Source organism: Sorangium sp. So ce296, from assembly GCF_051529605.1.
Classification (GTDB): domain Bacteria; phylum Myxococcota_A; class Polyangia; order Polyangiales; family Polyangiaceae; genus Sorangium; species Sorangium cellulosum_D.
The window spans coordinates 13834892-13861277 of sequence record NZ_CP150325.1 but is presented as its reverse complement, the minus strand read 5'-3'; the positions used below and the strand labels follow the sequence as shown (position 1 = coordinate 13861277).

Annotated in this window: 21 protein-coding genes and 1 tRNA gene; 6 read left to right on the top strand and 16 right to left on the bottom strand. The window is 73.0% G+C overall.

Annotation, left to right across the window (positions count from 1 at the left end; genetic code table 11):
* Positions 1 to 129 precede the first annotated feature (129 nt).
* On the top strand, positions 130 to 1062 hold the full coding sequence (locus WME98_RS51125) for a formin (RefSeq protein ID WP_437948864.1): 933 nt from the start codon (positions 130 to 132) through the stop codon (positions 1060 to 1062).
* Between the two features lie 297 nt (positions 1063 to 1359).
* On the opposite strand, the gene WME98_RS51120 is transcribed toward WME98_RS51125, so the two are convergent.
* The 7 genes from WME98_RS51120 to gatC form a co-directional block, all read right to left on the bottom strand.
* Positions 1360 to 2652 carry a hemolysin family protein gene (locus tag WME98_RS51120; RefSeq protein ID WP_061624785.1) on the bottom strand — a complete coding sequence of 431 codons (1293 nt, stop codon included), beginning with the start codon at positions 2650 to 2652 and terminating at the stop codon, positions 1360 to 1362.
* A gap of 232 nt (positions 2653 to 2884) precedes the next feature.
* Positions 2885 to 4021 (bottom strand): tRNA pseudouridine synthase B, encoded by a 1137-nt coding sequence (locus WME98_RS51115; RefSeq protein WP_437948863.1) that lies wholly within the window; start codon positions 4019 to 4021, stop codon positions 2885 to 2887.
* Complete coding sequence (locus tag WME98_RS51110; RefSeq protein WP_437954134.1) at positions 4018 to 5208, bottom strand: lysophospholipid acyltransferase family protein; 1191 nt, start codon at positions 5206 to 5208, stop codon at positions 4018 to 4020. Before WME98_RS51110 ends, WME98_RS51115 begins: the two co-directional genes overlap by 4 nt.
* A 107-nt stretch (positions 5209 to 5315) precedes the next feature.
* A complete protein-coding gene (locus WME98_RS51105; RefSeq protein ID WP_437322310.1) occupies positions 5316 to 6488 on the bottom strand; it encodes an NAD-dependent epimerase/dehydratase family protein in 1173 nt (390 codons plus the stop codon).
* Between the two features lie 93 nt (positions 6489 to 6581).
* Positions 6582 to 7178 carry a GNAT family N-acetyltransferase gene (locus WME98_RS51100; protein WP_437948862.1) on the bottom strand — a complete coding sequence of 199 codons (597 nt, stop codon included), beginning with the start codon at positions 7176 to 7178 and terminating at the stop codon, positions 6582 to 6584.
* Between the two features lie 17 nt (positions 7179 to 7195).
* Complete coding sequence (gene gatA / locus WME98_RS51095) at positions 7196 to 8737, bottom strand: Asp-tRNA(Asn)/Glu-tRNA(Gln) amidotransferase subunit GatA (RefSeq protein ID WP_437948861.1); 1542 nt, start codon at positions 8735 to 8737, stop codon at positions 7196 to 7198.
* Positions 8738 to 8742: 5 nt separating this feature from the next.
* Positions 8743 to 9054: an Asp-tRNA(Asn)/Glu-tRNA(Gln) amidotransferase subunit GatC gene (gatC, locus tag WME98_RS51090; RefSeq protein WP_012236913.1), complete on the bottom strand. Its 312-nt coding sequence runs from the start codon at positions 9052 to 9054 to the stop codon at positions 8743 to 8745.
* 178 nt (positions 9055 to 9232) lie between these two features.
* Between gatC and WME98_RS51085 the strand changes: the two genes are divergently transcribed.
* Positions 9233 to 12025, top strand: coding sequence for a hypothetical protein (locus WME98_RS51085; RefSeq protein ID WP_437948860.1), 2793 nt, complete (start codon positions 9233 to 9235; stop codon positions 12023 to 12025).
* Between the two features lie 410 nt (positions 12026 to 12435).
* Complete coding sequence (locus tag WME98_RS51080) at positions 12436 to 14757, top strand: PEGA domain-containing protein (RefSeq protein ID WP_437948859.1); 2322 nt, start codon at positions 12436 to 12438, stop codon at positions 14755 to 14757.
* A gap of 188 nt (positions 14758 to 14945) precedes the next feature.
* Here the strand turns inward: WME98_RS51080 and WME98_RS51075 are convergent, their stop codons facing one another.
* The 9 genes from WME98_RS51075 to WME98_RS51035 form a co-directional block, all read right to left on the bottom strand.
* Positions 14946 to 15932, bottom strand: a complete 987-nt coding sequence (locus WME98_RS51075) for a hypothetical protein (protein WP_437948858.1) — start codon at positions 15930 to 15932, stop codon at positions 14946 to 14948.
* The gene (locus WME98_RS51070) at positions 15932 to 16429 is read right to left on the bottom strand and encodes a hypothetical protein (RefSeq protein ID WP_437322304.1); all 498 of its coding nucleotides are present in this window, start codon (positions 16427 to 16429) and stop codon (positions 15932 to 15934) included. Before WME98_RS51070 ends, WME98_RS51075 begins: the two co-directional genes overlap by 1 nt.
* 62 nt (positions 16430 to 16491) lie before the next feature.
* Positions 16492 to 17103 carry a type IV pilin protein gene (locus tag WME98_RS51065; protein WP_437948857.1) on the bottom strand — a complete coding sequence of 204 codons (612 nt, stop codon included), beginning with the start codon at positions 17101 to 17103 and terminating at the stop codon, positions 16492 to 16494.
* Between the two features lie 78 nt (positions 17104 to 17181).
* Entirely contained in the window at positions 17182 to 17799 is a 618-nt protein-coding gene (locus tag WME98_RS51060) for a type IV pilin protein (RefSeq protein ID WP_437948856.1), read from the bottom strand.
* Between the two features lie 148 nt (positions 17800 to 17947).
* Entirely contained in the window at positions 17948 to 18604 is a 657-nt protein-coding gene (locus tag WME98_RS51055) for a type IV pilin protein (RefSeq protein WP_437948855.1), read from the bottom strand.
* 85 nt (positions 18605 to 18689) lie between these two features.
* A complete protein-coding gene (locus WME98_RS51050) occupies positions 18690 to 20171 on the bottom strand; it encodes a sigma-54-dependent transcriptional regulator (RefSeq protein ID WP_437948854.1) in 1482 nt (493 codons plus the stop codon).
* A 98-nt stretch (positions 20172 to 20269) separates the two neighbouring features.
* Positions 20270 to 20659 carry a hypothetical protein gene (locus tag WME98_RS51045; RefSeq protein ID WP_437954133.1) on the bottom strand — a complete coding sequence of 130 codons (390 nt, stop codon included), beginning with the start codon at positions 20657 to 20659 and terminating at the stop codon, positions 20270 to 20272.
* 109 nt (positions 20660 to 20768) lie between these two features.
* A complete protein-coding gene (gene rimO, locus WME98_RS51040) occupies positions 20769 to 22235 on the bottom strand; it encodes a 30S ribosomal protein S12 methylthiotransferase RimO (RefSeq protein WP_437948853.1) in 1467 nt (488 codons plus the stop codon).
* The gene (locus WME98_RS51035) at positions 22232 to 23563 is read right to left on the bottom strand and encodes a dihydroorotase (RefSeq protein ID WP_437948852.1); all 1332 of its coding nucleotides are present in this window, start codon (positions 23561 to 23563) and stop codon (positions 22232 to 22234) included. The genes rimO and WME98_RS51035 overlap by 4 nt, the downstream gene beginning before the upstream one ends.
* Before the next feature lie 231 nt (positions 23564 to 23794).
* Here WME98_RS51035 and WME98_RS51030 point away from each other — a divergent pair.
* From WME98_RS51030 to WME98_RS51020, 3 genes are all read left to right on the top strand, one after another.
* Positions 23795 to 23881, top strand: a tRNA-Leu gene (locus tag WME98_RS51030).
* A 176-nt stretch (positions 23882 to 24057) separates the two neighbouring features.
* On the top strand, positions 24058 to 25233 hold the full coding sequence (locus tag WME98_RS51025; RefSeq protein ID WP_437948851.1) for a hypothetical protein: 1176 nt from the start codon (positions 24058 to 24060) through the stop codon (positions 25231 to 25233).
* Between the two features lie 66 nt (positions 25234 to 25299).
* Complete coding sequence (locus tag WME98_RS51020; RefSeq protein ID WP_437948850.1) at positions 25300 to 26358, top strand: DUF4190 domain-containing protein; 1059 nt, start codon at positions 25300 to 25302, stop codon at positions 26356 to 26358.
* The last annotated feature ends 28 nt before the right edge of the window (positions 26359 to 26386 follow it).

The window sequence follows — 26386 nt, the reverse complement described above, 5'->3', positions numbered from 1 at the left end:
AGCCCGGTCCCCGGTGGCGTGCCCTCGCCGAGCGCGCGGCCGCCGATGCCGTCCGTGGGAGGCATCGCGCCCCCGCCGGGCATCTCTCCAGGCATTCCGCTGCCTCCGTTCGCGCCGCAGCCGCGCCCCGTGATCCAGACGCCCCCGCCGAAGCCGACGGCGGCCGCGCAGACCATCAAGGTCGAGGTCGGGGAGGAGGTCGAGCAGGAGCGCCGGAAGGCCTCGAAGAAGACGGCGCTCTACGCGAGCCTCGCGGCCCTGGTCGGCATCGCCGTGGGCTTCGCGATCGGCGGCGCGAAGGAGCGCGGCGATCGCGGCAAGGCCGCCGTCGAGGGCGCCGCGGCGCTCGAGAAGGACGTGCGCGCCGCGAACGAGAAGATGCAGGAGCTGAACAAGAAGCTCGAGGACGCCGCCGCGGAGCTCGCGCAGAAGAAGTTCCCCGCGCAGCTCACGACCGAGCTCGGCGCGATCAACGTCCCGTTCGACGCCACCAACCTGGAGGGGAAGCAGATCGGCAGCCTCCCGGGCCGGGTGATGCGCCAGGTGCTCGCCTACACCACGTCTGTCCAGGATCTCAACAAGACGAAGGACAGCCTCAAGAACCTGCTCGCGGCGGCGCAGGGGCCCGTCGAGAAGTCGTGGAAGGAGGCGGACGAGCCGGTGGTGAACTTCTCGGTGGTCTTCCGCCGGGACGGCGACAAGACGCTGGCCGAGCTCGTTCCGAACAAGGCGCCGTTCCCGTTCGGCAAGGACTGGCCGGCGAAGTACACGGTGACCCGTCTCGAGCGGACGCAGCAGGGGTTGAAGCCCGCCGAGAAGGAGGCCACCCGCTGGACGAAGGGCGACATCGCCGGCGGCGACCTGCAGGCCCTTCCGGTCGATCCTCAGTCCGTGGCTGCCTTCACGAGCGAGCAGATCGTCTTCAAGCTGCGCGGCGCGATGATCGACGTCCGCCAGCTCCTCGAGGGCAACAAGGACAACCCCGCCACCGAGACGCCCGGCCTCATCAAAGAGGGCGACGATCTCGCGAACGAGCTCCGCAAAATCTCCCTAGCCCGCTGAGCGGCACGCGCCCGCTGCGGATACGGGCCCACCTCGGCGTTTTCGGTGCTCGGCGTACGAGAGTACGCCTGTGCGCCGAAAACGCCGATCTGGGCCCGTCTCCTGTGCGGGCGCGCGCCGCTCGGCCGCGGCAGACCGGAAAGGCGGCCGAAAGCAGGCCGCCCGTCGTCTCGACCGCTTCAGACCGCCCCCCGTCTCGATAGCTTCAGGTCGTCCGTTCGGGACGACTCGACCGCTTCAGGCCGTCATGTCCGAGTCGACCGCTTCAGGGCGTCCGTTCGGGGCGACTCGGCCGCTTCAGGCCGCGCCGCCGGCGCCCATCGCTCGCGGACGGACGATCTCGACCTTTCCGATGTGACGCTCGTCGCTGTCGCGCACGATGAAGCGCAACCCGAACTTGCTCACGGCCGTGCCCACCTCGGGCACCTTGCCCACATGCTGTGTGAGCATGCCGCCGAGCGACTCGTACTTCCCCTCCCGGTCGAGCTCCGCGCCCAGGTACGCCGAGAGATCGCTCATCGACACGGCCGCGTCAGCGACCAGACGGCCGTCGCCGAGGTCCTGGATCGCCGCCCCGTCGTCCGTCTCGTCGTGCTCGTCCCGGATGTCGCCCACGATCTCCTCGAGCACGTCCTCCAGGGTGACAATCCCGGACATCCCGCCAAACTCGTCGACCACGATGGCAAGGTGCTGTCGCCGGCTCTTCATCTCCCGCAGCAGCGAGGAGAGCGGCTGCGACTCGGCGACGAAATTGGCAGGGCTCCGCGTGATCTCCCGGAGCGTCGTGTTCTTGAGCCGCCGCTCCTCGAGGACCTTGAACAGGTCCTTCGCATAGAGAAGACCAGCGATGTTGTCGATCTGATCCTTGTACACCGGATACCGGGAGTGACCGCTCTCGGTCACGATCTCCAGCACCTTCTCGAGCGGCGTGGAGATCTCGATCGCCTCGACCTTGGAGCGCGGCACCATGACGTCCCGCGCCGTGCGATCGGCGAACTCGAGCACATTCCGGATCATCTCCGCCGGTTCTCGCCCGAACAGGCCAGAGCGCTCGACCTCATCGACCAGGATCTCGACCTCCGCCTCCGCGACCCGCGGATCCGACGGCTGCTCACCCTCCCGCGGCCCCAGCCTGGAGCCGATCCAGCCGAGCGGCACGGCGAGCGGCAGCATCGCGATCTCCAGCGGGCGCAAGAAGCGCACCGCCATCGACGCCGCCCGATCGGCGTGCTTGCGGCCCAGCGTCGAGCTCACCTCGTACAGGGCCCCGCTGACGACGATCGTCGTCGCCAGCCCGAGGAGCAGGGCCACCTCGGGGAAGCTCCGCCGGAAGAAGAGGTCGAAGCAGGCGGCGGTCAGGCTGGTCGATACGACCCAGCCGAGCAGGTAACGCGAGCGAAGCTTGGCGTCTTCTTGACGAATCCGCTCGTAGGCGGCCTTCGTCGGGCCCGTCGACTGCTCAATCAGCGCGCCGAGCCTCGTCGCGCTCAGCGTCGTCAGTGCAGTGTCGGCGCCGACGAACAGCGAGCCAAGTACAGCGGAGAGAACTGCAGCGCCGAGCGCTGGCAATGGAACGAAATCGGGACTCAAACCGAGGCTCCTAACGGACGAATCGTAACGGAACAGGCGAGGGGAGCGCAACCGGACCGGGGCGCGAAATCTCAGGAGATGAGGGATCCTCGCGCTTTCTCCGGACTCGATGCAAGACAGACTCCCAGGCTCGGTCGTCTGCGCCGAGCTTGTCCAATGACATGATCCGTGGATCTGCTGAAGTCCAGGGAATTGCCCTCTGTTGTGGTTTTTCCCCTACCGAGCAGGATTTTCACGGACGTCGATCTTCCCCAGAAAAACCACGCAGGACGGAAAATCGAGTCGCGGGCAGCGCTGGCGAGCGTTCGGCGCCCTCGGCGTCGGCACCCTCGACGGCTTCCGGGGCGCCGAGCGCGACGACGCCTCCATCCGGATCGAGCCATACAGCGGCGCCAGGGTGCGCAGGAGCCAGGGAGAAGTCGGCGTCGGTGAGCGGCTGTCCGAGACGGGCGCGCCGCGCGCCGTCCTCGGTCAGGCGGGCGACGGGGAGGCTCTCGGCGGCGGCCTCGGCGAGCGGGCGCAGGGACGCCCGCAGCGCCTCGGCGCCGGCGTCGAGGGGCACCGCCCGCGCCACGGTGAAGGCGCCGCTCGCGGTGCGGCGGAGCGCGGACAGGTGCGCGGGCACGCCGAGGTGCGCGCCGACGTCGCGCGCCAGCGAGCGCACGTAGTAGCCCTTGCTCACCTCGAGCTCGAGGTCGAGGGTGGCGACCGCGTCGGGCGCGCCGGGGCCGCCGCGCGAGGCGCCGGAGACCGCGAGCGACCGGACCTCGACGGCCCGCGCCGCCAGATCGACCGCCTGGCCGGCGCGCGCGAGGGCGTAGCTGCGCTGCCCCGCGATCTTGATGGCCGAGTAGGCCGGCGGGGTCTGCTCCCGCCGCGACCGCTCCGCGTCGAGCGCCGCCGCGATGCGCGGCGCCGCCGCCGCGAGCGCCTCGCCGCCGGGGGGGCCGCCAGCCCCGGCGAGCGCGCCGAGCTCCTCGTCGAGCCACGCCGGAAGCGGCTGGGCCGCCGTGACCTCCCCGTCGGCGTCGAGCGTGTCCGTCCCGACCCCGAGGACGACCCGCGCCGTGTAGCGCTTGTCCTGCGCGGTCAGGTACGGGGCGAGCTTGGTGGCGTCGCCGACGAGCACCACGAGGACGCCGGACGCCATCGGATCGAGCGTGCCGGCGTGCCCGATGCGCTTCACCCCGAGGGCGCGGCGCAGCCGGGCCACGACGTCGTGGCTCGTGGGACCGCGCGGCTTGTCGATCACCAGCACGCCCTCGGGGCGCGGCCTCACGGCCGCCGCCCGCTCGGGGGCGGGGGGCGGAGCCCCTTCCGCGGCGTGCTCGGGCATGGGCGGAGGAGCCGCCGGCACCGTCTGCTTCATCCGAACCAGATCGACTTCCGGGTGGCCAGGGTCTCGTCGAGGAGCCCCTGGATGGTCACGCGCACCCGCTCGGCGAGGCGCCGCACCAGGATCTGGTCGTCCGCCGCCTCGGGGCCGTAGGCGTCGAACCGCACCGGCTCGGCCATGCGGATCTTCCACTTGGTGGGCGCGGGCACGAGGCCCAGCGGCCCGAGCGCGGGGAACGTGGGGGTGATCGGCAGGTACGGGATGCCGAGCGCGCGCGTGACGTGCTCGACCCGGTAGAAGAGCGGGTTCGTCTCCTCGGCCCCGACGATGGCGCACGGGACGAGCGGCGTGCGCGTGCGCAGGCAGAGCCGGATGAACCCGCCGCGACCGAACCGCTGGAGCTGGTAGCGGTCCTTGTAGAGCTTGCCGCTGCCCTTGGCCCCCTCCGGGAACACCGCGACGAGCCGCTCGCCCGCGAGCAGCCGCTCGGCGTTCTCCTGGCAAGCCCGCACGGCGCCGAGCCGGTTCATGATCGTGCCGGCGAACGGCAGGTAGTACACGAAGTCGTCGGCCAGCCAGCGGAGCTCCCGGCGCGCGGGGTGCTCCCGCCGCACCGCGGCCCGCAGCATGAGCCCGTCGTACGGGATGGGACCGCCCGAGTGGTTTGACACCACGAGGCACCGACCCTCGGCGGGGATGTGCTCGACGCCCTGGAGATCGATCCGGAAGTAGTGCCGGTACAGGAAGTCGAAGAGCGGCCTGTACCGGGCCTCGTACTTGGGATCGAAGCCGAACTCGTCGACCTCCTCCGAGCGGCTGCGCAGGCCGGCGCGACCCCACTGCCGCAGGTAGAAATCGGTCGAAAGGACGTCTCGCGCGGTCCCGGGCTCGGACAGCGGCGGCTCGCTGGCGTAACCGAGGTGACCGAAGTGACCGCCGTGACCGACGTGCTCGCCGCCCTCGCGGGGGCTCCGCTCGGTCTCGGGCCCGCCCGCGGCCCCGCCGCTCGCGTCCTGCGGGGCGCTCCCGGCGAGCACGCCCTTGAGCCGCGACTCGAGCTCCCGGATCTGGCGCTGCAGCTCGTCGGCGGTCACCGGCACGACCGGGGCGTGCGCCTCGGACGACTGCGTCTCGCGATCGTCGGAGGCCTCCGTCGGGCCGATCGGCGCCAGGTACCGGGTCTCCTCCTCCTCGACGTCGATGCTCGGCACGACCGGCATCGACCCCGGCCGCTCCGGGCGCTTCCGAGTCGACGCCGGCGGCCCGTTCACTGCTCCCTTGCGCTCTCGATCGTGCTCCGTGCCCATGCCCTACCCCCCGAGCCGCCTCACGCGGGTGTCTCCTGCAGGAGCCGCACGTCCCGCAGCCGCTGCGCGCTGATGTAATCGAGGAGCGCCTCGCGCGTGGTGTACACCGGCCGGAACCCCATGACCCGCGCCGCCTTCTCGCCGTCCGCCACGCACACGTAGCGCAGGTAGCGCAGGAAGCTGGGCGGCGCGATCGCCGCGTGCGCGGCCCAGAGGGCGGCGACGAGCGGGCCGGCCGCGCTGTGCAGCACCGGGAACGGCGTCCGGCCCGCGAGGCGCACGATCGTGGAGACCGGCAGCACGCCGTCGCCCACGATGTTGAACGTGCCCGGGAAATCGCCGTCGATGGCGAGCTTGAAGGCGGCGATCGCGTCGACCTCGTGGATGAACTGCCACAGCGGGTCGAAGCCGAGCATCGTCATGACCAGCCGCCGCGCCAGGTACCGGGTGAGGTAGTTCTGGACGGTCGGCCCGAGGATCGGCGCGGTCCGCAGGATGGTGACGGTCGTGCCCTTGGCCTTCGCGCCGAAGGCGTTGAACTCCCGCTCGGCGGCCATCTTGTCCGCGAAGAAGCGCTCGTCCGGATCGGCGCGGAGCGGGTGCTTCTCGGTGAGGAAGTTGGGGTTGGTGGGGTGCGCGCCGTAGAGGATCGTCTGGCTCCAGAGGATCAGCTTGCGCAGGCTCGCCTGGCGCGCGCCGTGGAGCAGGTGCATCGTGCCCACCGACTCGAGCTCGTGCGCCCAGGCCGTCGCCGGGGTCGGCGACGAGAGGAAGCAGAGGTGGACGAGCGTGTCCACCTGCTCGGCCGCGAGCACCTCGGCGACGCGCTCCTCCGAGGCGGGCGCCGTCAGGTCGACCGTGTGCAAGCGCAGCTTGGAGCCGCCCGTGTCCGGCGGCTTGATGTCGATGGCCACCACGCGGGCGATGCCGGGGTCCTCTTCGAGGATCCCGATGAGGTTGCGCCCGAGGAAGGACGCGGCGCCGGTGAGGGCGACGACCCGGCCCCGCGGCCGCGACGATGCCTGCCGGCTGAGCGGCGAGGCCTCGGCGGACGCCGGCGCAGCGGGCGCGCCGGGGCCGCTCGCCGCCGCGCCCGCGCCGGGGGCGGGCGCGGCGCGGTCCACGCCGGCGGAGGAGCTCTGCTCGGCAAGGTCGTTGGCCGGAGCGTCGGGGTGCTCGGACGGGGGAGCCATGCGCGCGGGCGCGACACTACCTGGTCGGCCGGCGCACGCAAGCGCAGCGCGACCGGAGGCGCGCCTCGCCGCAAGATCCGCGTCGCGGCGACGTCACAGCGTCCGGCGGAGGACCGGATACGGCTCGAACGTGTGCACTTCGACGAATCCGTTCCGCGTGAACGCGGAGACCGGGCCGGTCCACAGCTCCTCGTCGCTCACCGGCTCCCGCGGGCGGCGGGGCAGGGCCTCGAGGGCGCGCGCGCCCCAGGCGGGCGCGAGCTCCACCGCGCCGGCGACGAGCGCGGTGGCGACGCCTCGCCGGCGATGGCGCGGGTGCACGACGGCGCACCCGATCAGGAAGACGCCGGCGCGATCGCCCGCGAAGCACGGCAGCCCCCGGTACAGGCGGCGCTCGTAGGCCTTCGCCACGGCCGCGGCGGGCGCGACCTTGAGCCACCCGACCACGTCCGCCGCGCCCTGCGCGAGCGCCACGACGCCGCGCGCCTCATCGCTGCGCGCGGCCAGCGCCGCGGCGAACTCCCGGCGGTTCTCGCCCTGGCCGTCCGAGCACCGCGCGAGCCACTCGTTGTTGGTGCCCTCGAAGTGGTAGTAGCGGCAGTAGCACGGCGTGCCGGCGGCCTCGAAGAGCGCCTCGAGCCCGGCCAGGTGCTCCGGGCCGGCCGCCGCCACCGAGATCGTGGAGCTCACCCTCGCGCCCCCCTCCGTCACGCGACCGGCGCGCGCAGGCCGCGCACCGGGGAGATCTGCTCCCACGCGTAGGCCGCCCTGCAGAGCCGCGCCTCCTCCAGCGCCGGCGCGATGAGCTGCAGGCCGACGGGCAGCGGAGGCCCGCCGTCGGGGGCCGCCGCGGTCGCGCACGGGACGCTGATCGCGGGCAGCCCCGCCATGCTGGCGGGCAGCGTGTAGACGTCGGCCAGGTACATCGACAGCGGGTCGTCGACGCGCTCGCCGAGCCGGAACGCGACCGTCGGCGAGACCGGCGCCGCGATGAGGTCGACGTCGCGGAAGGCCTCGTCGAAATCGCGCCGGATGAGCGTCCTGACCTTCTGCGCGCGCAGGTAGTACGCGTCGTAGTAGCCCGCGGAGAGCACGTACGTGCCGAGCAGGATGCGGCGCTTCACCTCCCGGCCGAACCCCTCGCCGCGCGTGCCGCCGTAGAGGCCCTGGAGGTCCGCCTTCCCGCCGCGCTCGCCGTCGACGCGCAGCCCGAAGCGCACGCCGTCGAAGCGCGCCAGGTTGGACGACGCCTCGGCCGTCGCGACGATGTAGTAGGCCGCCACCGCGTAGCGCGTGTGCGGAAGGTGCACGGGCCTCACCTCGCAGCCGAGCCCGCGCAGGCCCTCGATCGCCTCGCGCACCTTCGCCTCGACCTGCTCGTCGATGCCCTTCGCGAAGTACTCCTCGGGCACGCCGATGCGCAGGCCCGCGACGTCGCGGCCGCACGCGGCCTCGTACGCGCCCACCGGCGCGTCGAGGCTCGTCGCGTCGCGCGGATCGCGGCCCGAGATCACCTCGAGCAGCCGCGCGGCGCCCTTCACGTCCTGCGCGAAAGGCCCGATCTGGTCGAGGCTCGAGGCGAACGCGATGAGGCCGTAGCGAGAGACGCGGCCGTACGTCGGCTTGACGCCGACCACGCCGGTGAGGCTCGCCGGCTGGCGGATCGAGCCGCCCGTGTCCGAGCCGAGCGAGCCAGCCGTCATCCCCGCCGCCACCGCGACGGCGCTGCCGCCGGACGACCCGCCGGGGATGCGCGTCCGGTCCCACGGGTTCTTCACCGGGCCGAAGGCGCTGTTCTCGTTCGACGAGCCCATCGCGAACTCGTCCATGTTGCACTTGCCCGGCAGGATCGCGCCGGCCTCGCGCAGGCGGGCGACGACCGTGGCGTCGTACGGCGGGCGGTACCCGCGCGCCGCGTCGGGCGCCTTCGAGGCGCCGCCGGCCGGCGCCCGCGTGAGGATCTTCGAGCCGGCGGTCGTCGGCGCGCCCTCGGTGCAGAGCGCGTCCTTGAGCCCGATCGGCACGCCGGCGAGCGGGCCGAGCGCCTCGCCCCGCGCGCGCCTCGCGTCGAGCGCGCGCGCGGCCTCGATGGCCTGCTCCCCCTGCACGGTGAGGAACGCGCCGAGCGCGCCGTCGCGCTGCTCGATGCGCGCGAGCGCGGCCCGGGCCACCTCCTCGGCGCTCACCTCGCCGCGCTGCACGAGCGCCGCGAGCTCCGGGATCGAACGGTCGAGGATCGCTGTGTCCATCGGCCTCACCCCTCGTCCACGAACGCCGGCACGGCGAACCCGTCGTCCTCGACCCGCGGCGCCTCCCGCAGGGCCACCTCGCGCGGCAGGCTCGGCGCCTCCTCGTCGGCGCGGAGCGGCAGCCGCTCGATCTGCACGTGCGCCGTCGGCGGCACCGCCGAGACGTCGAGCTCCTCGAGCTGCCGGACGTAGCTGAGGATGTTGCCGAGATCACCGGTGAGGCGTTCGATTTCCTCAGCGGAGAGATCGAGGTGAGCGAGGCGCGCGATCGTCAGCGCCTCATCGCGGCGGAGAGGGGGCGAGTCAGCGTTCGACATGGCGAGCGCCCGATGTAGCACCGCCGGTTCGGCGGACGCTAGAGCCGGACGCATGCAGCGCCGCTCCGCGGGCGCCCGCCCGAATCTGGCCGCGGTACAAAAACGGTGATAACGGCGGGCTCTCGCGCGCCCTCGGCCGCTCGGGCAGGAGCCCCGGCCCTCCGCGCGTTGTAGGCGAATGCAGTCCCCGAAAACGCCCACCCTGCGCCGCGAGCGCATCGGCATCATCGTCCTCTGCGCGGCCGCGGCCGCGGCGATGGCGCCCGACGTGGGCGGAGGGGCTCGAGATCGATCGGCCGCGCTCGTCGCGGAGCTCGCGGAGCGGGGCATCGCCGCCGCGTCCGGCGACGTGGTGTGGGTGGACCCGCCGCGCGGCGGCTTCCGGCCGCTCGGCGTCGAGGCGCGCGCCGTCGCGCGCGGCGCCGTCCGCGGGGAGCCCACCGACCTCTACCTCGTCGACACGCGGCTCTCGCCCGAGGGGGTCCTGCTCGACGTCTCGGGCATCCACAACCTCACGGAGACGAGCGGCGCGGACGAGTCGAAGCCCGTGCTCCGCCGCGAGGCGCTCGCGTACGTCTCGCGCCCGCTGATCGAGGCGGCGTCGCCCACGGTGCACGTGCTCGACCTCGACGGACAGGCGCCCCCGGGCGGCGCCGACTGGTCGCCGATCGAGCGGCTCCAGCACGCCATCACCAGCTGGCAGACGACCGGCCGGCTGCGCGGGATCGGCCGCCGGACGTTCGCGATCGACCCCGCCCGCGGCGAGGACCCCGCCGCGGAGGACCCCGCCGCGGGCGCCGCGGAGGGCCCCGGCGCCGCGGCGCCCGACGAGGGCCGCCGCGCCGCGAGCGCGGTCGACGTCGCGGTCGCGCTGGAGGGCGACGGCGACGTCGTCGTCCGCGCGGGCGGCCGCGAGGCGCGCCTGCCGCTGCGCGGCGCGGACGCGCCGCTGCCCGCGTGGATCCGCGCCGAGTCCTTCGAGATCGCGCGGCCGGGGAACCTCGTCACCTGGGCGGTCGACCGGGTGCGCCTGGTGATCGGCGACGCCGCGATGCAGACGGTCAAGGCCGTGGCGTTCACGGCGCTCGACTTCGTCCTCCGCAACAAGGAGGCGGTGACCGGCGACACGGGCGCCGAGGACATCGCCGCGGATCTCGGCCAGAGCGCGCTGGATCCGCCCGTCCGCCAGATCCCGATCGATCCCGAGATCGGCTGGCCGCCCGCGCCGCTCGAGCCCTGGGTGACGCCGGCGCTGCCCGGGGAGGGGCAGTGGAAACCGCAGGGCGGCGACGCCTTCGTCCGCAAGCTCGACGGGCTCCCGCCGGCGTTCATGACCACGTTCATCCGGGCGGACCGCTCGCGCAAGGCGACGCGCGTCTACATCGCGCTCTGGGATCCGCGGCAGGTGGAGCTCCACATGATGGCGGGCACGGTGGAGCCCAAGGGCGCGACGGGCGAGGCGGGGCCGGGGCTCATCCCGCGCACGCCCGAGGTCATGAAGCGCGTGGTCGCCGCGTCGAACGCGGGCTTCCAGGCGATGCACGGCGAGTTCGGCATGATGGCCGACGGGGTGATGTACCTGCCGCCGAAGCCGTACGCCGCGACCGTGGCCGTCCGGCGCGACGGCAGCACGCTCTTCGGGACCTGGTCGGAGGACGAGACCGTCCCCGAGTGGATGCTCTCGTACCGCCAGAACATGACGGTCATGGTCCAGGACGAGAAATGGAATCCGTTCGGGCGCACGTGGTGGGGGGGCACGCCGCCCGGCTGGGCCGACAAGACGCACACGGTCAGGACCGGCATCTGCCTGACCCGGGAGCGCTTCGTCGCGTACTTCTACGGCGCCGACGTGAGCCCGGAGGCGCTGTCGCAGGCGATGATCCAGGCCCGCTGCTCCTACGGTATCGCGCTCGACATGAACGCGGGCCACAGCGGGCTCGAATTCTACCACGTGGCGCCGAGCGGCGAGCTGCCCGCGCTGGGGCGCCCGCTCCAGGGCGAATGGGAGGCGGAGGGCGAGGTCTCGGGGCTCTCGGGCTACCGGTTCCGCGGCCGCCGGCTCATCCGCGGCATGGGCCTGATGAACTTCCCGCGTTACATCCGGCGGGAGGCGCGCGATTTCTTCTACATGACGCTGCGGCACCTCTTGCCGGGGCCGCCGCTCGCGCCGCGCGCCGCGCCGGCCGAGGCGGGGGAGGGCGTCTGGCGCACCCAGGGGCTCCCGCAGCACGGCTTCCCGTACGCGCTCGCGATCACCGAGATCCGCCCCGATCCCGCGCGACCCGGCGTGCGCCTGCGGGTGCTCAAGGTCGACCCGCGGACGGTCGCGGCCGCCCCGCTGGGCGAGCCCGGGGCGCCCCCGCCGGCCGGGGCGGGCCCGCTCGTGGCGGTGCTCGGCGACGGCGGCGCGGCGCCCGGCGCGGGCCACGGCGGGGCGTCGAGCATCTGGCACTCGGCCGGGGCGTTCTCGGCCTCGCCGACCCCGCCGGTGCGCGGCGCGGTCCGGATCGCGACGGGGGCCGACAGCAGCGCGGGCGCCGTGGCCGCGCTCGGGGTCAACGACGAGGACGGGATGCTGATCTACGTCGAGCGGGCCGCGGCCGGCCCGTCGAGCGCGCCGGACCCCGCGCTGTCGCCGGACGCCTCGGCGCCGCCCCCGACGCCCGTGGACCCGCGCGATGCGAAGCTGCTCCAGGACTTCCTGGTGGGGCTCGGGTGCTCCTCGCGGATCTATCTCCCCCGGCCGCTCTCGGTGGCCCTCGGCGGCGATACCGATCTCGCCGGCGCCGCCGTCCACCCGCCGTCGGGCCCGCGCGCCGTCGGGCTCACCCGCGCCGAGGCGCCCGGCGCGGGTCGGATGTTCGAGTCCACACCCATCGTTCCGCACAGCGTCTGGTATCCGCTCCAGCAGAAGCGCGTTCGATACTTCAAAAAGCCGAAGAAAGAGGAAACCGCGGACGGCGACCACTGAGCGTGGCGGCGCCCGGATCCTCGCCTGGGATGCAGTAGGCGCTTGTGCGTCGGCGGTCCGAGGGATTAGAAACGGGGGGTCGGTGCACCGTTTGCCGTTCTTCGCAGCTTGCGACCTTGTGGCGCGGATCGGCGTGGGCTCGCTGGCGGAGGTCGCGCGCACAGCGCGTCGGGAGCGCGGGCGCGCGATCGCGTCGAGGCGCGCAATCGAGCGCCGCGCGCGATCGATCCACGCGATCCACGCGATTCACGCCGCGCAGGGCGTCTGTTTCCGGACGATGACGGCAGGCGAGCGCTCGTCCGAGGTCGCGAGCGCCGCGGACGTCATCGGGCGTTGCGCCGGCCGCGACGCGCGAGATCCGCGCGAGATCGCGGCGCGCGCGCCGCGGCGCCGCGCCTGGGATCGTCCCGATGGCGCTCGCGAAGTCACCGGACCAGCGGTACGCTGCAGCGGGTCAGGGTCGCGCAGGGCTCTCCGAGCTCGCCCGCGACGAGGGCCCGCTCTTCAACATCACGCTCATCGCGCGACGCATGCGCGATCGTTTCTCGGAAGCCGCGGCGAACGGCGCCGCATGTCCTGAGGAGTTCTCGAACATGGCCGATAACAAGGGCGGCAGCGATCTAGACGTCTTCGAGGGGCTCGCCAAGAAGTCATCGCGCGCCACGAGCCCCGCGCTCGTGCCCCCCTCGCCGCCGACGCGCCAGCGCACCCTCGTCGGCGCCGCGGTGCCGCCGCCCCCCAACGTTCCTGCGGTGCCGCCGCCCGCTCCTGCGGTGACGCTCCCTGGGGGGATGGCCTCCCCGCTGCTGCCGCCGCCGCCGGTGTCGGCGAAGGGCGCGAGTCCCGGCTCGCTGCCGCCGCCGGTGCCGGTGAAGGGGACGGGCCCCGGCTCGCTGCCGCCGCCGATGCCCCCCTCGGTCAAGCCGGCCTCGCTGCCGCCGCCGGTGTCGGCGAAGGGGACGAGCCCCGGCTCGCTGCCGCCGCCGGTGTCGGCGAAGGGGACGAGCCCCGGCTCGCTGCCGCCGCCGATGCCCCCCTCGGTCAAGCCGGGCTCTCTGCCGCCCGTGGTGGCGCCGCCCTCGCGGCAATCGGTGCTACCCCCGGTCACCGCCCCGGCCCTGCCGTCGAAGAGCCCGGTGCCGCCGGCGCCGACAAGCGCGCTGCCCCCGGTGGTCCCGCCGCCGGTGCGCGTGCCGTCGGTGAAGCCGCCGCAGAAGGCGGCCGACGAGGGGAAGCCTCAGTCGGGCAAGGGCGCCGCGGTCGACATGGACTGGGACGACGACGAGGAGTCGACCCACGTTTACGACCGGCCGGGCAGCGACAGCATGCCCGGGCGGACGACCCCGCTGCCGACGGTGAGCTCGCCGGCGCTCCCGAAGGCGGCCGCGGCGCTGCTCGCGAGCTCGGGCGGCGCGGCGCCGGCCGCGAGGACGCGCACCCCGATCCCGACGCCGCCGCCGATCCCGAGCGCCCCGCCGGCGCCGGCGCTGCCCTCGGAGATCGGCCACCGCTCGCTGTCGCGCAACGACGAGCCGACGGCGATCCGCCCGCGCCCTGCGACGCAGCAGGGCGCCGGCAAGGCGGGCGTGCTCCTCGGCGGGCTCGCGCTGGTCGCCGTGCTCATCCTGGCGGTGGTCATGCTCGTGCCGAAGAAGGGCGCGCTCACCATCGACCTGAAGGCCCCGGGCGGCACCTCGGTCGCGAGGGCCGAGATCTTCATCGACGGCCAGAAGCGCTGCGACACCGTGCCTTGCGTCGTGCGCGAGCTCGATCCCGGCTCCAAGGTGGTCAAGATCCTCGCCCCCGACTTCCCGCCGCACGACGCCGTCGAGGTCGTCGAGGGCGGCAAGGAGAAGGTCGTCGTGATCACGCTCGACGGCGCGGCCGCGGCGCGGGCTTCGACCAACGGGTCCACGGCGACCGGCGTGAAGGCGTCGGGCGCGCAGCCCGGCGTGAAGGTCTTCATCGACGGTGTGGAGAAAGGCACGCTCCCGCTGGAGGTCAGCGTATCTCCGGGGGAGCACAAGATCCGTTTCGACGGCGGCGAGCGCTACGAGCCCGTGGAGCAGACGGTCGAGGTGGGGCAGGGCCAGACGAAGGACCTCGGCACCGTCGCGCTCAAGGTGCTGAAGGGGCAGGTCACGCTCGATCTCGCGACGTCGGGCGCTTCGGTCAAGCTGGTGAGCGCCAAGGGGACGGAGAAGAAGCTGCCGGATTCGGCCTGGAAGAAGCCGCCCGTCAAGGTGGATGTCAATCCGTCGGAGGGCTGGAAGATCGTCGCGAAGAAGAAGGGGTATACGGACTTCTCCCAGGCGATCTCGTTCGAGGACGGGCAGGCCGAGAAGACGATCCGGATCGCGCTGGAGGAGGCGAGCAACCCCGAGCCGGCCGCCGCCGCCCCGGTCGCCGCCGCCGCGCCCGCGCCCGCGCCGGACCCTGCGCCGGCCGCCCCGGCGCCGAAGTCGGAGGCGCCCGCCGCGGCGCCGAAGGCGGAGGCGCCGGCCGCTGCGCCTGCGGCCGCCGCCGGCAACGCGACCCTGAACATCAACTCGATCCCGGTCTCGAAGGTGGTCCTCGACGGGCGGCCGCTGGGGAGCACGCCCAAGGTCGGCGTCAGCGTCCCCGCGGGGTCGCACACGGTGACCTTCATCCACTCGGAGCTCGGGAAGAAGTCGGTCACCGTCTCGGTGAAGGCCGGCGAGACCAAGACCGCGGCCGTCAGGTTTGACTGACGCGCCGCGGTGGCCCGCGGCGCCCGGCGCACGGGCGGGGCTGCTCGGACCGCCGAGGAGCTACCTCGCGGCGTCGGGCGAGGCCGACGCCATCTCGCGATTCCCCACGTGAACCCTCCCTGACACAGCTCGTCTCGAACGGCGCTGTCGCGGGGGCGACGCCCGCACCCCGGCGGCGTCGAGGAGCCTCACCGCTCGCCCTCGACCCGCTCGGCCCACGAGCGCCACGTCGTCGCGCACCGCGGCTCCTCGGCGTGCGCGCCGCCCGCGCAGTACGCCGGGTCGCGCGGGGGGCCCAGCACGAGGATCGCCGTCTTGCTGACGAACGGCAGATCGCGCCGCCAGATCTCGCTGAAGCCGTCGAGGCGCCGGCGGTAGGCCTCCGCGGCCTGCTCCCCGAGGAGCACGTCGAGCTGCCCGCGGATCTTCTGCTTCAGCTCCTCGTCGTCCGTGACGGCGAGGGTGCGCTGGAGGAACCGGATCTCTGCGTCGCGCTCGCCCGCGCGCCCGAGGATGCCCGCGCCGCCGAGCGCCTGCCAGCTGATGTTCGCGTCGTTGCCCCCGAGCTCCGCGGCGCGCGCGAGCATCCGGGCCCCGTCGAGGCGCCACTGCGCCTTCTCCGCGGGATCGGTCAGGTACGAGGCCGGCGCGATGAAGGCGACGAACTGGCCGAGCACGAGCCAGAGCTCGCCGTCGAGGGGGCGGTTCTGCACCCCGCGCTCCATGATCTCGCGCGCCTTGACGACCTCGTCGTGGGGGGTCGTGCTCGTCTGGAACGTGATGAGCGCGTCGGCGAGCAGGTACGGCTCGCGAAAGGTCGGGTCGAGCGCGTTGATGGCGTCGAGCAGCAGGGTCAGGTTCTCGAACCTGCGGCGCTCCATGGTGTGCAGCCCCTGCGAGACGAGCACGTGGGACCACAGCAGATCGGCCAGCGCGGAGCGATAGCCGAGCGAGAGGGGGACCACCTCGTCCGGCGGCGGCAGGACGTACACGTCGGAGGTCTCGGCGACGCGCTTCTCCAGCGCCGCGGCCGGCGCGCGCACGCTCCCGATCGCGACGGCGGCGACGGCCGCGAGCGCGGCCGTGACGAGCGCGTCGCGCGCGCGCGCGATGCGGGAGAGGAGCGGGCGGGCTTCCGGACGGTCCGCGGACCCGGGCGCCGGACGAGCCCCCATCATTCCACCTCGCGGTCCACGAACATGCCCGGGAGCACGCGGGCCGATTCCCCGGGGATCCGCTCGCCGCGCACCTCGAACGTGGAGAGCGCGCCGTCGCCGTCGAGGTCGCCGTGCGCGGTCGCGATGAAGCGCATGGCCTTCGACGCGTCGAGCTCGCTCGTGAACTGGAAGGCGAACGCGTGCGGCCCCTCGACGCGGAAGTCGAGCGACCGCCACGTGAGGTGCTCCCACGACTCCGGCGGATCGACCGCGCGCACGCCGCGCGGCACCTGCGCCGGGGTCAGCGGGGCGGACGGGGGGAAGCTGATCTCCTGCGGCCGCGACTCGGCGTAGGCGACCGCGCTGGTCACCAGCCGGTCGAGCCCCTCGATCGGCTCGCTCAGCTTGGATGCGCTGAGGTTTCGGAAGAACGCGGGGACGGCGACGGCGAGGACGCTGCCGCCGACCGCGAAGGCCGCGCTGAGCTCCAGCGCGCTCCAGGAGCGCCAGGACATGGGCTCCTGTCTACCTCACCCCCCCACGATCCAACAAGCGCGACCGACGGCCGTGGCCCGCGTCAGTCCGGGTCGTTGTTCGTGAAGATCACGGTGCTGGTCACGATCTCGCCGTCGCGCACCTCGCCGGTGCGGACCAGCGTGCACGGTCGGCCGTCGCCGTCCAGGTCCGCGCGCGCTCCCGCCTCGAACGCCTCCGTGCCGAGGAGGGGCGCGTCCGTCATGCCCTCGCTGAGGTAGCCGCCGCCGACCTGGTACGAGTACTGGAAGTAGATGGGCTGGCTGATGGTGAAGCCGAGGCACTGCCAGCCTTCGGTCGTCGAGCCCGACATGAAGTCGACGCCGGGCGCCGCGCTCGGCTGGTACTTCGTCCCCAGGACGTAGGTGAAATCGAGGGGGACCGGCGAGGCCGAGGCGCAGAGGGTGTGGGTGCTCGCCGCGGCGGTTCCCGTGGCAGGAAGCACCAAGGAGAGATCGCGCTCGCGCTCGTACTGGTTGATGGCGCTGCGGGTGATGGCGCCGACGATCTGCTTCGCTTCAGCCGTCTTCGCGGTCGTGAGATAGCTGCGCACCCCGGTGATCGCCAGGGCGGCGAGCACGCCGAGGATGGCCACCACGATCATGAGCTCGACGAGCGTGAATCCGCGCACACGAGACGTCGCCGTGTATCGCATGGTACACCCTCATGACCGGTGGCCTCGTTCCGCGTGCGCTGCCCGGCTCATCCGTGAGCCGGGCAGCCCGAGCTCACCTCATTCGTACTCGCGCTCGACGTGGACCTGCGTGGCCACGGTGATCTGCCCCGTCGCGTTGGTCACCGAACCCAGGCGCGTGAACACGCTGTAAACGGCGGGGGCGGTGTCCGCGTCGAGGTTTCCGACCGCGCCCGCCTCGAAGTAGGCGTCCCCAGCAGCCGCAGGAGCATCGGTCTGGTTGGGAACACGCTCGTTCAAAAGATAGTGGTACTGGAAATAGATCGGCTGACTCACCGCGAACCTCAGGCACGGCCAGCCCTCGGTCTCGCTGCCGACCTCGAAGTCCGCGCCTGCCGCCGCGCTCGGCTGGTACTTGTTGCCCGCCGGAACGAAATCGGGCACCGCATTGGCGCTCGCGCACAGGCTACGGGTCGTCGGATCCGAAGTTTCGCCGGCCGCCAGGATCGCGGAAGGGGCCGTCTCGCGCTCGAAGGCGGCGACCGCGCCTCGGGAGATCGCGCCCACGGTGTTCTTGGCCTCCGAGCTCTTCGCGCTCGCGAGGTACCGGCGGACCCCGAAGATCGCCAGCGCGGCGAGGACGCCGATGATGGCGACGACGATCATGAGCTCGACGAGGGTGAAGCCTCTTCTGTCGTATCGCTTCAGTGCACGCATGAGTGTCGATCCTCCGTGATGCTTTCTTTAATTGGATTCGTTGCCGAGACGGACCGTCGAGATGCCTGGTGCGGGGCCCGGCCAGCCCGCAGCGCGAAAACCTCTCCCACGGACAGGCGCTCTCGGCGCCGCCGGGGCAAACCATCCCCTACTCCGTGTCGTTCTCCCAGTAGATCCCGGACATCGTGGATGTCGTCAGGAGCAAGGCATACTTCAGATCCGAGTCGCGATCGCCGGCCGCCTGGATGACGTACCAGGGGCCGTTCGGCCGAAACTGCGGATCCATCAGCGGATCCTGGGGCAACCCGTGAAAGCTGAAGCCCGAGTGGGGGGTCACGTTGTAGCTGGTCCCCGTGCCCGCCTTCGTCGCGTACCCGAAGCGCACCGCGCCGTCCGTCGACACGTTGAGCATCCGCCAATTGTCGCCGTCCGGGGTAGCGCTGCCCCACGCGCGCTTCTGATCGTTGAGGGTCCCCGCAGGATACCAGCTGTCGAGCGAGCTCGAGACATCCAGGTACACGAGCATCTCGGCCTTGTAGGACTCCTGCGCGCCGCGGATCCCCTGAATGACCGCCTTCGGCTCGGCGACGCCCGCCGCGTTCATGTACTTGCGATAGCCGACGACGGCGAGCGCCGCGAGAATACCCACCATCGCCACGACGACGAGGAGCTCGACGAGCGTGAACGCTCGCCTCGCCGCGTTTCGCTGTCGCCGCGTGCTCCGCATGCGCTCGAACCTTCCAGCAGGCGACGTGCCAAGGAGGGAGCGGCCCTGCGCCATCTTCGACTTCCGCGAGAAGCTCATGAGTTTCCTCGGTTTTCCTTGAGAGAGAGGGCGAGCTGCGCGAGGTGTGTGTGGTTGTGCTCGTTTCCCGCGGTGACGAAAACCGTCACTGCGGGGCGCCGGGCGGTGACGATTCTCGTCGGGATCCTCCCTCCAGGTCGTCGTCGCCGTCCCCGTCGGTGGCGAGCGCGTGCTTGGCGAGCCGGTAGCGCAGCGACCGGAACGACACGCCGAGCAGCTTCGCGGCGGCCTTGCGGACGCCGCCGGTGCGCTCGAGCGCCTGCAGGATGAGCCGGCGCTCGACCTCCCCGAGCACCTCGTCGAGCATGCACCCGCCGGGCGGCAGCTGCGCGAGCAGCGGGGCCGGGCTCGCGCTGAGGCCGGCGACGGCGCTCGGGAGGTCGCCGAGGCCGATCGAGGGCCCTCCGGCGAGCGCCACCGCGCGCTCCATCATGTTCTCGAGCTCGCGCACGTTGCCCGGGAAGCCGTAGGCGTCGAGCGCGCGCATCGCGTCCGTCGTGAGGCCGCGGACGTCCTTGCCGAGCTCGGCGGCGAAGCGGCGCAGGAAGCGCTCGGCGAGCCGCGAGACGTCCCCGGGGCGCTCGCGCAGGGGCGGCAGCTCGATGCGGATGACGTTGAGCCGGTAATAGAGGTCCTGCCGGAACCGCCCCTCGCGCACCTCGACCTCCACATCCCGGTTCGTCGCGGCGAGGACCCGGACATCCACCGCGATCTCCGCGGCGGCGCCGACCGGGCGCACCTTTCGCTCCTGGAGCACGCGGAGGAGCTTCACCTGCAGCGAGGCCGGCAGCTCCCCGACCTCGTCGAGGAGCAACGTCCCGCCGTCCGCCTCCCGGAACAGCCCGAGCGCGCGCGCGCCGGCGCCCGTGAACGAGCCCTTCTCGTGGCCGAACAGCTCGCTCTCCATGAGCGCCTCCGGCAGCGCCCCGCAGTTGACGACCAGGAACGGCTTCGCGGCGCGGTCGCTCTGCTCGTGGATCGCGCGGGCCACGCGCTCCTTGCCGGTCCCGCTCTCGCCCGTGATCAGCACGGTCGTGCGCGTCGGCGCGATCTTGCCGATGAGCTCGGAGATCCGCTGCATCGCGGGGCTCGTGCCGAGCGGCTCGCGCGAAGGCAGGTCGAGCCGCTCGAGCTGCGCGCGCAGCCGCTGGTTCTCGGCGACGATCGAGCTCTTCTCGAGCGCCTTCGCGGCGAGCGCGATGAGCTCCGCGGGCGAGAACGGCTTTGTCACGAAGTCGTACGCGCCGCGACGCATCGCGTCGAGCGCGCTCTCCACGGTGGAGTGCGCGGTCATCACGATCACCTCGGTCGCGCTGCTCCGCGCCTTCGCGGCGGCGAGCACCTCGATCCCCGAGCCGTCGGGCATCACGAGGTCGGTCAGGATCAGCGGGAACGGCTGCGGGTTCTGGCGGATCGCCTCGAGGGCGGCGCCGGCGCCGGGCGCGAGCGCGACCTCGTAACCCTGGCGGCGGAAAGCGATGCTGAGCACCTGACGGAGGCCCGGCTCGTCATCGACGACCAGCACCCGGGTGGCGGTCGGCGGGATGCTCGGCGAGATCGACGCCATCACGCCACCACACTACACGACGCTCCGCGCGCGCGTCGACGGCGGCCATCGGGCGCGGCACGCTGCGTCGACGCGCGCGGTCGCGCGCCCGTCGGCCTTCAGGGGCAGGCGTCGTTGACGACGCCGAGCGGGGTGCGCTCCTCGACGACGAACGACTGCGCCGCGCTCTCCTCGCCTCCGTTGCCCTCCAGCTCCTGCCACACGAGCAGGACGTCGCAGAGCTCCGCCTCGATCTCGAGGTGGTACCGGCCGTTCCTGTCGGTGTCGTGCTCGATCACGCCCCGCTGGGTCCGCTCGTTGAACACGCTGACGCGCGCCCCGGGGGCGCAGTTGCCCGAGATCTGCCACACCCCCTCGCGGTCCGCGGACGGCCGCATCGTGTCGGCCGGCTCGGGCGGGGGGAGGGGCAACGTCGGGCTCAGGCAGGCCGCACCGGCGAGCAGCGAGATCGCCAGGGCAAAAGCAAGGTGAAGCGCGCGGCGGAGCATCGGCACGGGACGGCTTCATAGCACACCGCGTGCCGCGCCCGGGGCGCCCGTGAGCGCCGCGGCGCCGCGCGATTTTCAGCCGTCGCGCCGCGCCCCGCCGGTCGAGCCGTCAATTCTGTTGGCGCTCGCGTCCATCGGTTTGCAGCACGCGCAGGGCGACGCGCCGCTTCGCCGCGACGGCGCCGAGCTCCGGGGGCAGGGGGAGCGCGGCGCCGCGCTGGCCCTCGTCCTCGCCGAGCAGCTCGCCCACGAGGTCGTAGTCGCTCGCCTGGGTGATCCGGACGCGGCACATCTCGCCGGGGCGGACCTCGCCGCCGGACAGGTAGACCTGCCCGTCGATCTCGGGCGCCTGGCCGGCGTGACGGCCCATGAGCACGTACTCGTGCTCGTCGCTCGTCCCCTCGACGAGCACCTCGAGCTCGCGGCCGATCATCGCGGCGCTCTTCTTGTGCGCGATGCGGCGCTGCAGCGTCATGAGGCGGCGGTAGCGGCTCGCGGCCGTGCGCGCGGGGACCTTGCCCTCGAGCGCGTAGCTGCGGCTCGCCTCCTCGTCGGAGTAGCGGAACACCCCGACCCGCTCGAACTCGGCCCAGCGCACGAAATCGCAGAGCTCCTCGAACTCGGCGTCGGTCTCGCCGGGGTGGCCGACGATGAACGCGGTGCGGAACGTGAGATCGGGCACGCGCTCGCGCAGCGTGGAGACGACCCGCCGGAGCCGGTCGCCGCCGTGGCCGCGCCGCATCCTGCGCAGCATCGCGTCCGCGGCGTGCTGGAGCGGCATGTCGACGTAGGGCACGACGCGCGGGTGGCCGGCGAGCAGCTCGACGAGGTCGTCGGTCATCGTCTCGGGGTAGAGGTAGAAGAGCCGCACCCAGCGCACGCCGGGCACGTCGGCGACCTTCTGGACGAGCTCCGCGAGCGTCGCGCGCTCGCCGCCCTGCGCGCGGCCCGCGGCGTCGCGGCCGTAGGCGATCGTGTCCTGCGAGATGAGGTTGATCTCGCGGACGCCCGCCGCCGCGAGCTGCTCTACCTCGCGCACCACGTCCGGGATGGGCCGCGAGCGCTGCGCGCCGCGCAGGTCGGGGATCACGCAGAACGAGCAGGTGCGGTTGCAGCCCTCGGCGATCTTGACGTAGGCGCTGCCGCCGGGGGTCGAGAGGGTGCGCGGATCGCCGGCGCGGATGAGCCACTCGGCGGGGTTGCCGACGAGCATCCGCTCCGCGTCGCCCGCGAGCACCTGGCCGAGCTTGAGCATGTCGCTCGAGCCGAGGAAGTGATCGACCTCGGGCATCTCGCGGGCGAGCTCCTCGGGGTGGCGCTGCGAGAGGCAGCCGGCGACCACGAGCCGCTTGCAGCTGCCGTGCTCCTTGTGCTGCGCCATCTCGAAGATGGCGTCGATCGACTCCTTCTTCGCCTCGCCGATGAAGCCGCAGGTGTTGACGACGATCACCTCGGCCTCGGCGGCGTCGTCGACGTGCGCGTAGCCCGCCGCGCGGGCGACGCCGAGCATCACCTCGGAGTCGACGCGGTTCTTGGGGCACCCGAGGCTGACGAAATGGACCTTGCGCGAGCTCATCGTGCTGCTCCCTCGCCGTCGATGAAGACGACCCGGCCGGCGGCCAGCGTCATCTTGACGCGTCCGGTGAGCTGCTTGCCGAGCAGCGGCGTGTTCTTGCTCTTCGAGCGCAGGCGCGCCGGGTCGAGGACGAAGCTCAGGTTCGGGTCCACGAGGCAGAGCTCGGCGCGGGCGCCGGCCTTGATCGCGGGCGCCTCGAGCCGCGCGATGCGGGCGGGGGCGCGGGTGAGCGCGTCGACGAGCCGCCCGAGGGGGAGGGCGCCCTGGCGCACGAGGTCGAGCAGGACCGGGACGACGAGCTCGAGGCCGATGAGGCCGGGCGACGCCTCGGCGAACTCGCAGTCCTTCTCGAGCGTCGAGTGGGGCGCGTGATCGGTCGCGACGGCGTCGATGGTGCCGTCCGCGAGCGCCTCGCGGAGCGCGTCGACGTCCGCCTGCTCGCGCAGGGGCGGGTTGACCTTGCACGCGGTGTCGTAGCCGAGCACGGCGGCGTCGGTGAGCGTGAGGTGGTGCGGCGTCACCTCGGCGGTCACGGCGATGCCGCGGGACTTCGCCTCGCGGAGGATGCGGACCGCGCCGAGCGACGAGATGTGCGCCACGTGGTAGCGGGCCCCGGTGGCCTCGGCGAGCAGCACGTCGCGCGCGACGATGATGTCCTCCGCCACGCGGGGCCAGCCCCGGAGGCCGAGGCGCGTCGAGATCGCCCCCTCGTGCATCTGCGCCCCCTCGGTGAGGGCGTGGTCCTCGGCGTGCTGGATGACCGGCATGTCGAAGGTCTTCGCGTACTCGAGGGCGCGCCGCATGACCGCGCTCGACGTGACGCAGCGCCCGTCGTCGGAGACCGCCACGGCGCCGGCCTCCTTGAGGTCGGCCATCTCGGTGAGCTCGGCGCCCTTCTGGCCGATCGTGATCGCGCCGATGGGGTGGAGCGCGGGCCCCGAGAGCGCGCGGGCGCGGGCGACCATGGCCTCGGTGATGGAGCGGGTGTCGTTGACGGGCCGCGTGTTGGGCATCGCGCACACGTGCGCGAAGCCGCCGGCGGCCGCGGCGGCCAGCCCGGAGGCGATGTCTTCCTTGTATTCCTGTCCGGGCTCGCGGAGGTGGGCGTGGAGATCGACGAAGGCGGGGAGGAGCAGGAGCCCCTCGCCGGAGACGACCTCGGCCTGGCCGGCGCGGCGCAGATCGTCGGTCGCTGCGCCGCGCCCCACGCGGGTGATGACGCCGTCTTCCACGACGACGTCGACAACGTCGTCGAGCTGATGGGCCGGGTCGACGGCGCGGACGCCGACGAAGAGAAGGAGAGGGGGAGGTGAGCCGATGGCCGCCATGGGAGCGCGCTCCCCTAGCACATGCGCCTCTCGCCGTGCACCGCTGCGGGCGCGGCGAGGGGGTCGGCGCAGCCGGGGGGCGGAGGGCGGACTGGGCTGCTGGGGAGCCGCGGGCGGCGCGCGCCGGAAGGCGACGCGCGCCGGAAGAAACGCGCCGGAAGAAAATCGCTTCGGACGTGATGTAGGGCTTGACGGATCGCGAGGGGGTGAGGTAGTGATGCCGTCCCGCTCGCGAAGCTGGCGGAATTGGCAGACGCGCTGGATTCAGGTTCCAGTGGGGTAACTCCCGTGGAGGTTCAAGTCCTCTGCTTCGCACCAGGCGCTCTTCTTATCCTTGTCTAGCCACTGTAGTGGCCCTCTCCTTATTTGCCTTTTGCGGCATCTCTTGTGATCGCAGCGCATCCCGGCCAGGGGGCGCTGCGGCCGCAGCGTCCGGATCGAGCGACGCCAAGCCCGCTGCTGGGCCTGCGCTGAGCGCGTCGACCGAGCCGGCCGTGGCCACCTCGACGGTCGAGGTCGAGCCCCCGCGCGGGTCCGGCGTCCAGGAGTTCGCTCCGTTCGGGACCCTCACCGGGTGCAAGGTCAAGTCGGGCGACGTCGCGACCTACATCCTGCGCGAGGGGATGGGGGTGGCCGGCCGGGCCGACGGCTCGTTCGGCGCCGTGTGGCTCGTGGACCTCAAGGGCGGCGACGCGCAGATCGCGTTCGCCGGCTTCGACAACGACGCCCGGCAGATCGCCCGGGCGCGGGCCATCTCGAATACCCGCGAGGCAGGGCTCCGGATCTTCTCTTCGGGGGAGGCCTGGGCGGTCACGTGGTTCGACGCCGAGGGGCTCGCCTACGCCCGGCCGCGCTGGGAGACGAACCCGCCGACGGAGATCCTGCGCGTCGGCGCCATCGGCAGGGAGGTCAGCGAGAACGTCGCCATCGCGCCGGCTCCGGGCGGCGCCCTGGTGGCTGCGGCCCCCTTCGGGGCGGAACGCAACCAGCTGGGCGTCTTCCAGTTCGCGCCGGTGGACCCGGCGCAGCCGCAGCTCAAGGCGGTCGGTGTCACGCGCCACACAAAGAAGCCGCGCTGGCCGGCCGTCGCTGCGGACGCGTCCGGCGGCTACCTCGTCGTGTGGCACGAGGAGGATGACGGGAGCGTCCGGGCCTCGCGGTTCGACGCGGCCGGCCGAGAAGGGAATGCCCACGTCGTGGCCAAGCCTGAAGGCGGTGACCGCTCGGCCGCCGCGACTCAGGAAACGCCGGACAAGGAGCGGCGGCTCGGGCTCGTGGCCACCAGCAGCGGGGCGCTCGTGGCGTGGAACGAAGGGCCCACCTTGCTCGCCCGAGCGCTGGACGCCGACGCGCGGCCGCGCGGGGCGCCCTGGGTGCTCGGCAAGGGCAAGTGGCGCGCGATGGCGCCGAGCGGCGACGGGGCGTTCGTGGCGTGGGTCGGCCACGATGGCAAGGCCGACGGGCAGCTCCTGCTCGTGAAGCTGGGCGCCGACGGAGCGCCTTCTGCCCGGGGGATCCGGGTGTCGGATGGGGTGATTCCCGTCAAGGATCCTCCCAGCCTGGCCCTCGCCGGCGAGCGCGTGGGCGTCGCATGGACGGAGGCGATGAGCCCCGGTGTGAGCACGAAGCGCGCAGTCTTAAGGGTGCTCGAGCGCGCCTGCATCCCTTGAGCCCTGGCGCGCCGTGAGGGTGCGTACGGCGAGCGTAGCGCCGACTCTGGCGCTAAGATAAGAGACGTGAGCCACGCATTCGGCCCGAGTCAGCCACCGCCGAACCGCGATGCGAACGAGCCTCTGACGGCGCCCCAGGCGGGCGTCCTGCCCCGCGAGGGCGAGCTGCCCGTCGGCGCACCCTCCGGCGACGAGGCGGCGCGCGTCGCGGCCGCGCCCCGAGCGCCGTTGCCGAGCGGCGCCTCGACGCCGCTGCCGGTCATCCACGATCCCTACCTCACCCGGCCGCTCCCGCCGGGGCGACCGCCGCTCTCGACGCTGGCCGTGAGCTCGGTCGTCGCGGCGCTCTTCGGGCCGCTCGGGGCCGTCGCCGCGATCGTCTTCGGCTGGGCGGCGCGCCGCGAGATCGAGCGGGCCCCCGAGGCGCGCAGGGGCCACGGGCTCGCCAGCGTGGGGCTCTCGCTCGGCGTCCTCCTCACGCTCTGCTGGAGCTCGGCGATCGGCTTCGGCGTGTGGATGTGGACGACGCACAGCGGCGGCGAGACCACCGCCGCCCTCGGTGAGGGGGAGGCCTCGCCGGAGCCGGCGAGCACCGCGTCCCCGGCGGCGCCGCTGCCGGACGTGCCTCCTCCGGCGGCGCAGCCCGGCGGCAGCGTCCCTCAGCGCACGACCCACCGGCGCATCGGCGGGCTCTCCATCGTCGATATCGGCGTCGACGTCTCCACCCTCAGCGAGGAGCTCGCCAAGCAGCGCGCGGAGGCGCACGCCCAGGGCGAGAAGGTCCTCGTCATGACGACGAGCGATCCGTGCGAGCCGTGCCGCGGCGTCGACCGCGCGCTCGGCGATCCGCTGATGCAGACCGCGCTCCGGAGCGTGCGGCTCGTGCGCGTGGACATCGACGTCTTCAAGGAGGACCTCGATCAGATCAAGATGCCGCGGCGGCTCTACCCCGGCTTCTTCCTGCTCTCGCCGGATCTCACCCCGCAGGACGGGATCAACGGCGGCGAGTGGGACGACGACATCGCGCGCAACATCGCGCCGGTGCTCGGGGCCTTCGTGCGGGGCCAGTACACGACCCGCCGCCAGCCGTGGCACCCGCTGCCCGGCTCGGGCATGCGGCTCTGATCGCGCCGCGCGCGGCGGCCAGCCCCCC

What these genes read in the sequence shown, in the direction of transcription:
- rimO (WP_437948853.1), bottom strand. Translation starts at nt 22,235, where the DNA reads ATGAGCTCGCGCAAGGTCCATTTCGTCAGCCTCGGGTGCCCCAAGAAC.
- WME98_RS51115 (WP_437948863.1), bottom strand. Translation starts at nt 4,021, where the DNA reads ATGAAGCAGACGGTGCCGGCGGCTCCTCCGCCCATGCCCGAGCACGCC.
- WME98_RS51050 (WP_437948854.1), bottom strand. Translation starts at nt 20,171, where the DNA reads ATGGCGTCGATCTCGCCGAGCATCCCGCCGACCGCCACCCGGGTGCTG.
- WME98_RS51060 (WP_437948856.1), bottom strand. Translation starts at nt 17,799, where the DNA reads ATGCGTGCACTGAAGCGATACGACAGAAGAGGCTTCACCCTCGTCGAG.
- WME98_RS51055 (WP_437948855.1), bottom strand. Translation starts at nt 18,604, where the DNA reads ATGAGCTTCTCGCGGAAGTCGAAGATGGCGCAGGGCCGCTCCCTCCTT.
- WME98_RS51070 (WP_437322304.1), bottom strand. Translation starts at nt 16,429, where the DNA reads ATGTCCTGGCGCTCCTGGAGCGCGCTGGAGCTCAGCGCGGCCTTCGCG.
- WME98_RS51075 (WP_437948858.1), bottom strand. Translation starts at nt 15,932, where the DNA reads ATGGGGGCTCGTCCGGCGCCCGGGTCCGCGGACCGTCCGGAAGCCCGC.
- WME98_RS51110 (WP_437954134.1), bottom strand. Translation starts at nt 5,208, where the DNA reads ATGCCGGTCGTGCCGAGCATCGACGTCGAGGAGGAGGAGACCCGGTAC.
- gatA (WP_437948861.1), bottom strand. Translation starts at nt 8,737, where the DNA reads ATGGACACAGCGATCCTCGACCGTTCGATCCCGGAGCTCGCGGCGCTC.
- WME98_RS51080 (WP_437948859.1), top strand. Translation starts at nt 12,436, where the DNA reads ATGGCGCTCGCGAAGTCACCGGACCAGCGGTACGCTGCAGCGGGTCAG.
- gatC (WP_012236913.1), bottom strand. Translation starts at nt 9,054, where the DNA reads ATGTCGAACGCTGACTCGCCCCCTCTCCGCCGCGATGAGGCGCTGACG.
- WME98_RS51045 (WP_437954133.1), bottom strand. Translation starts at nt 20,659, where the DNA reads ATGCTCCGCCGCGCGCTTCACCTTGCTTTTGCCCTGGCGATCTCGCTG.
- WME98_RS51085 (WP_437948860.1), top strand. Translation starts at nt 9,233, where the DNA reads ATGCAGTCCCCGAAAACGCCCACCCTGCGCCGCGAGCGCATCGGCATC.
- WME98_RS51105 (WP_437322310.1), bottom strand. Translation starts at nt 6,488, where the DNA reads ATGGCTCCCCCGTCCGAGCACCCCGACGCTCCGGCCAACGACCTTGCC.
- WME98_RS51065 (WP_437948857.1), bottom strand. Translation starts at nt 17,103, where the DNA reads ATGCGATACACGGCGACGTCTCGTGTGCGCGGATTCACGCTCGTCGAG.
- WME98_RS51035 (WP_437948852.1), bottom strand. Translation starts at nt 23,563, where the DNA reads ATGGCGGCCATCGGCTCACCTCCCCCTCTCCTTCTCTTCGTCGGCGTC.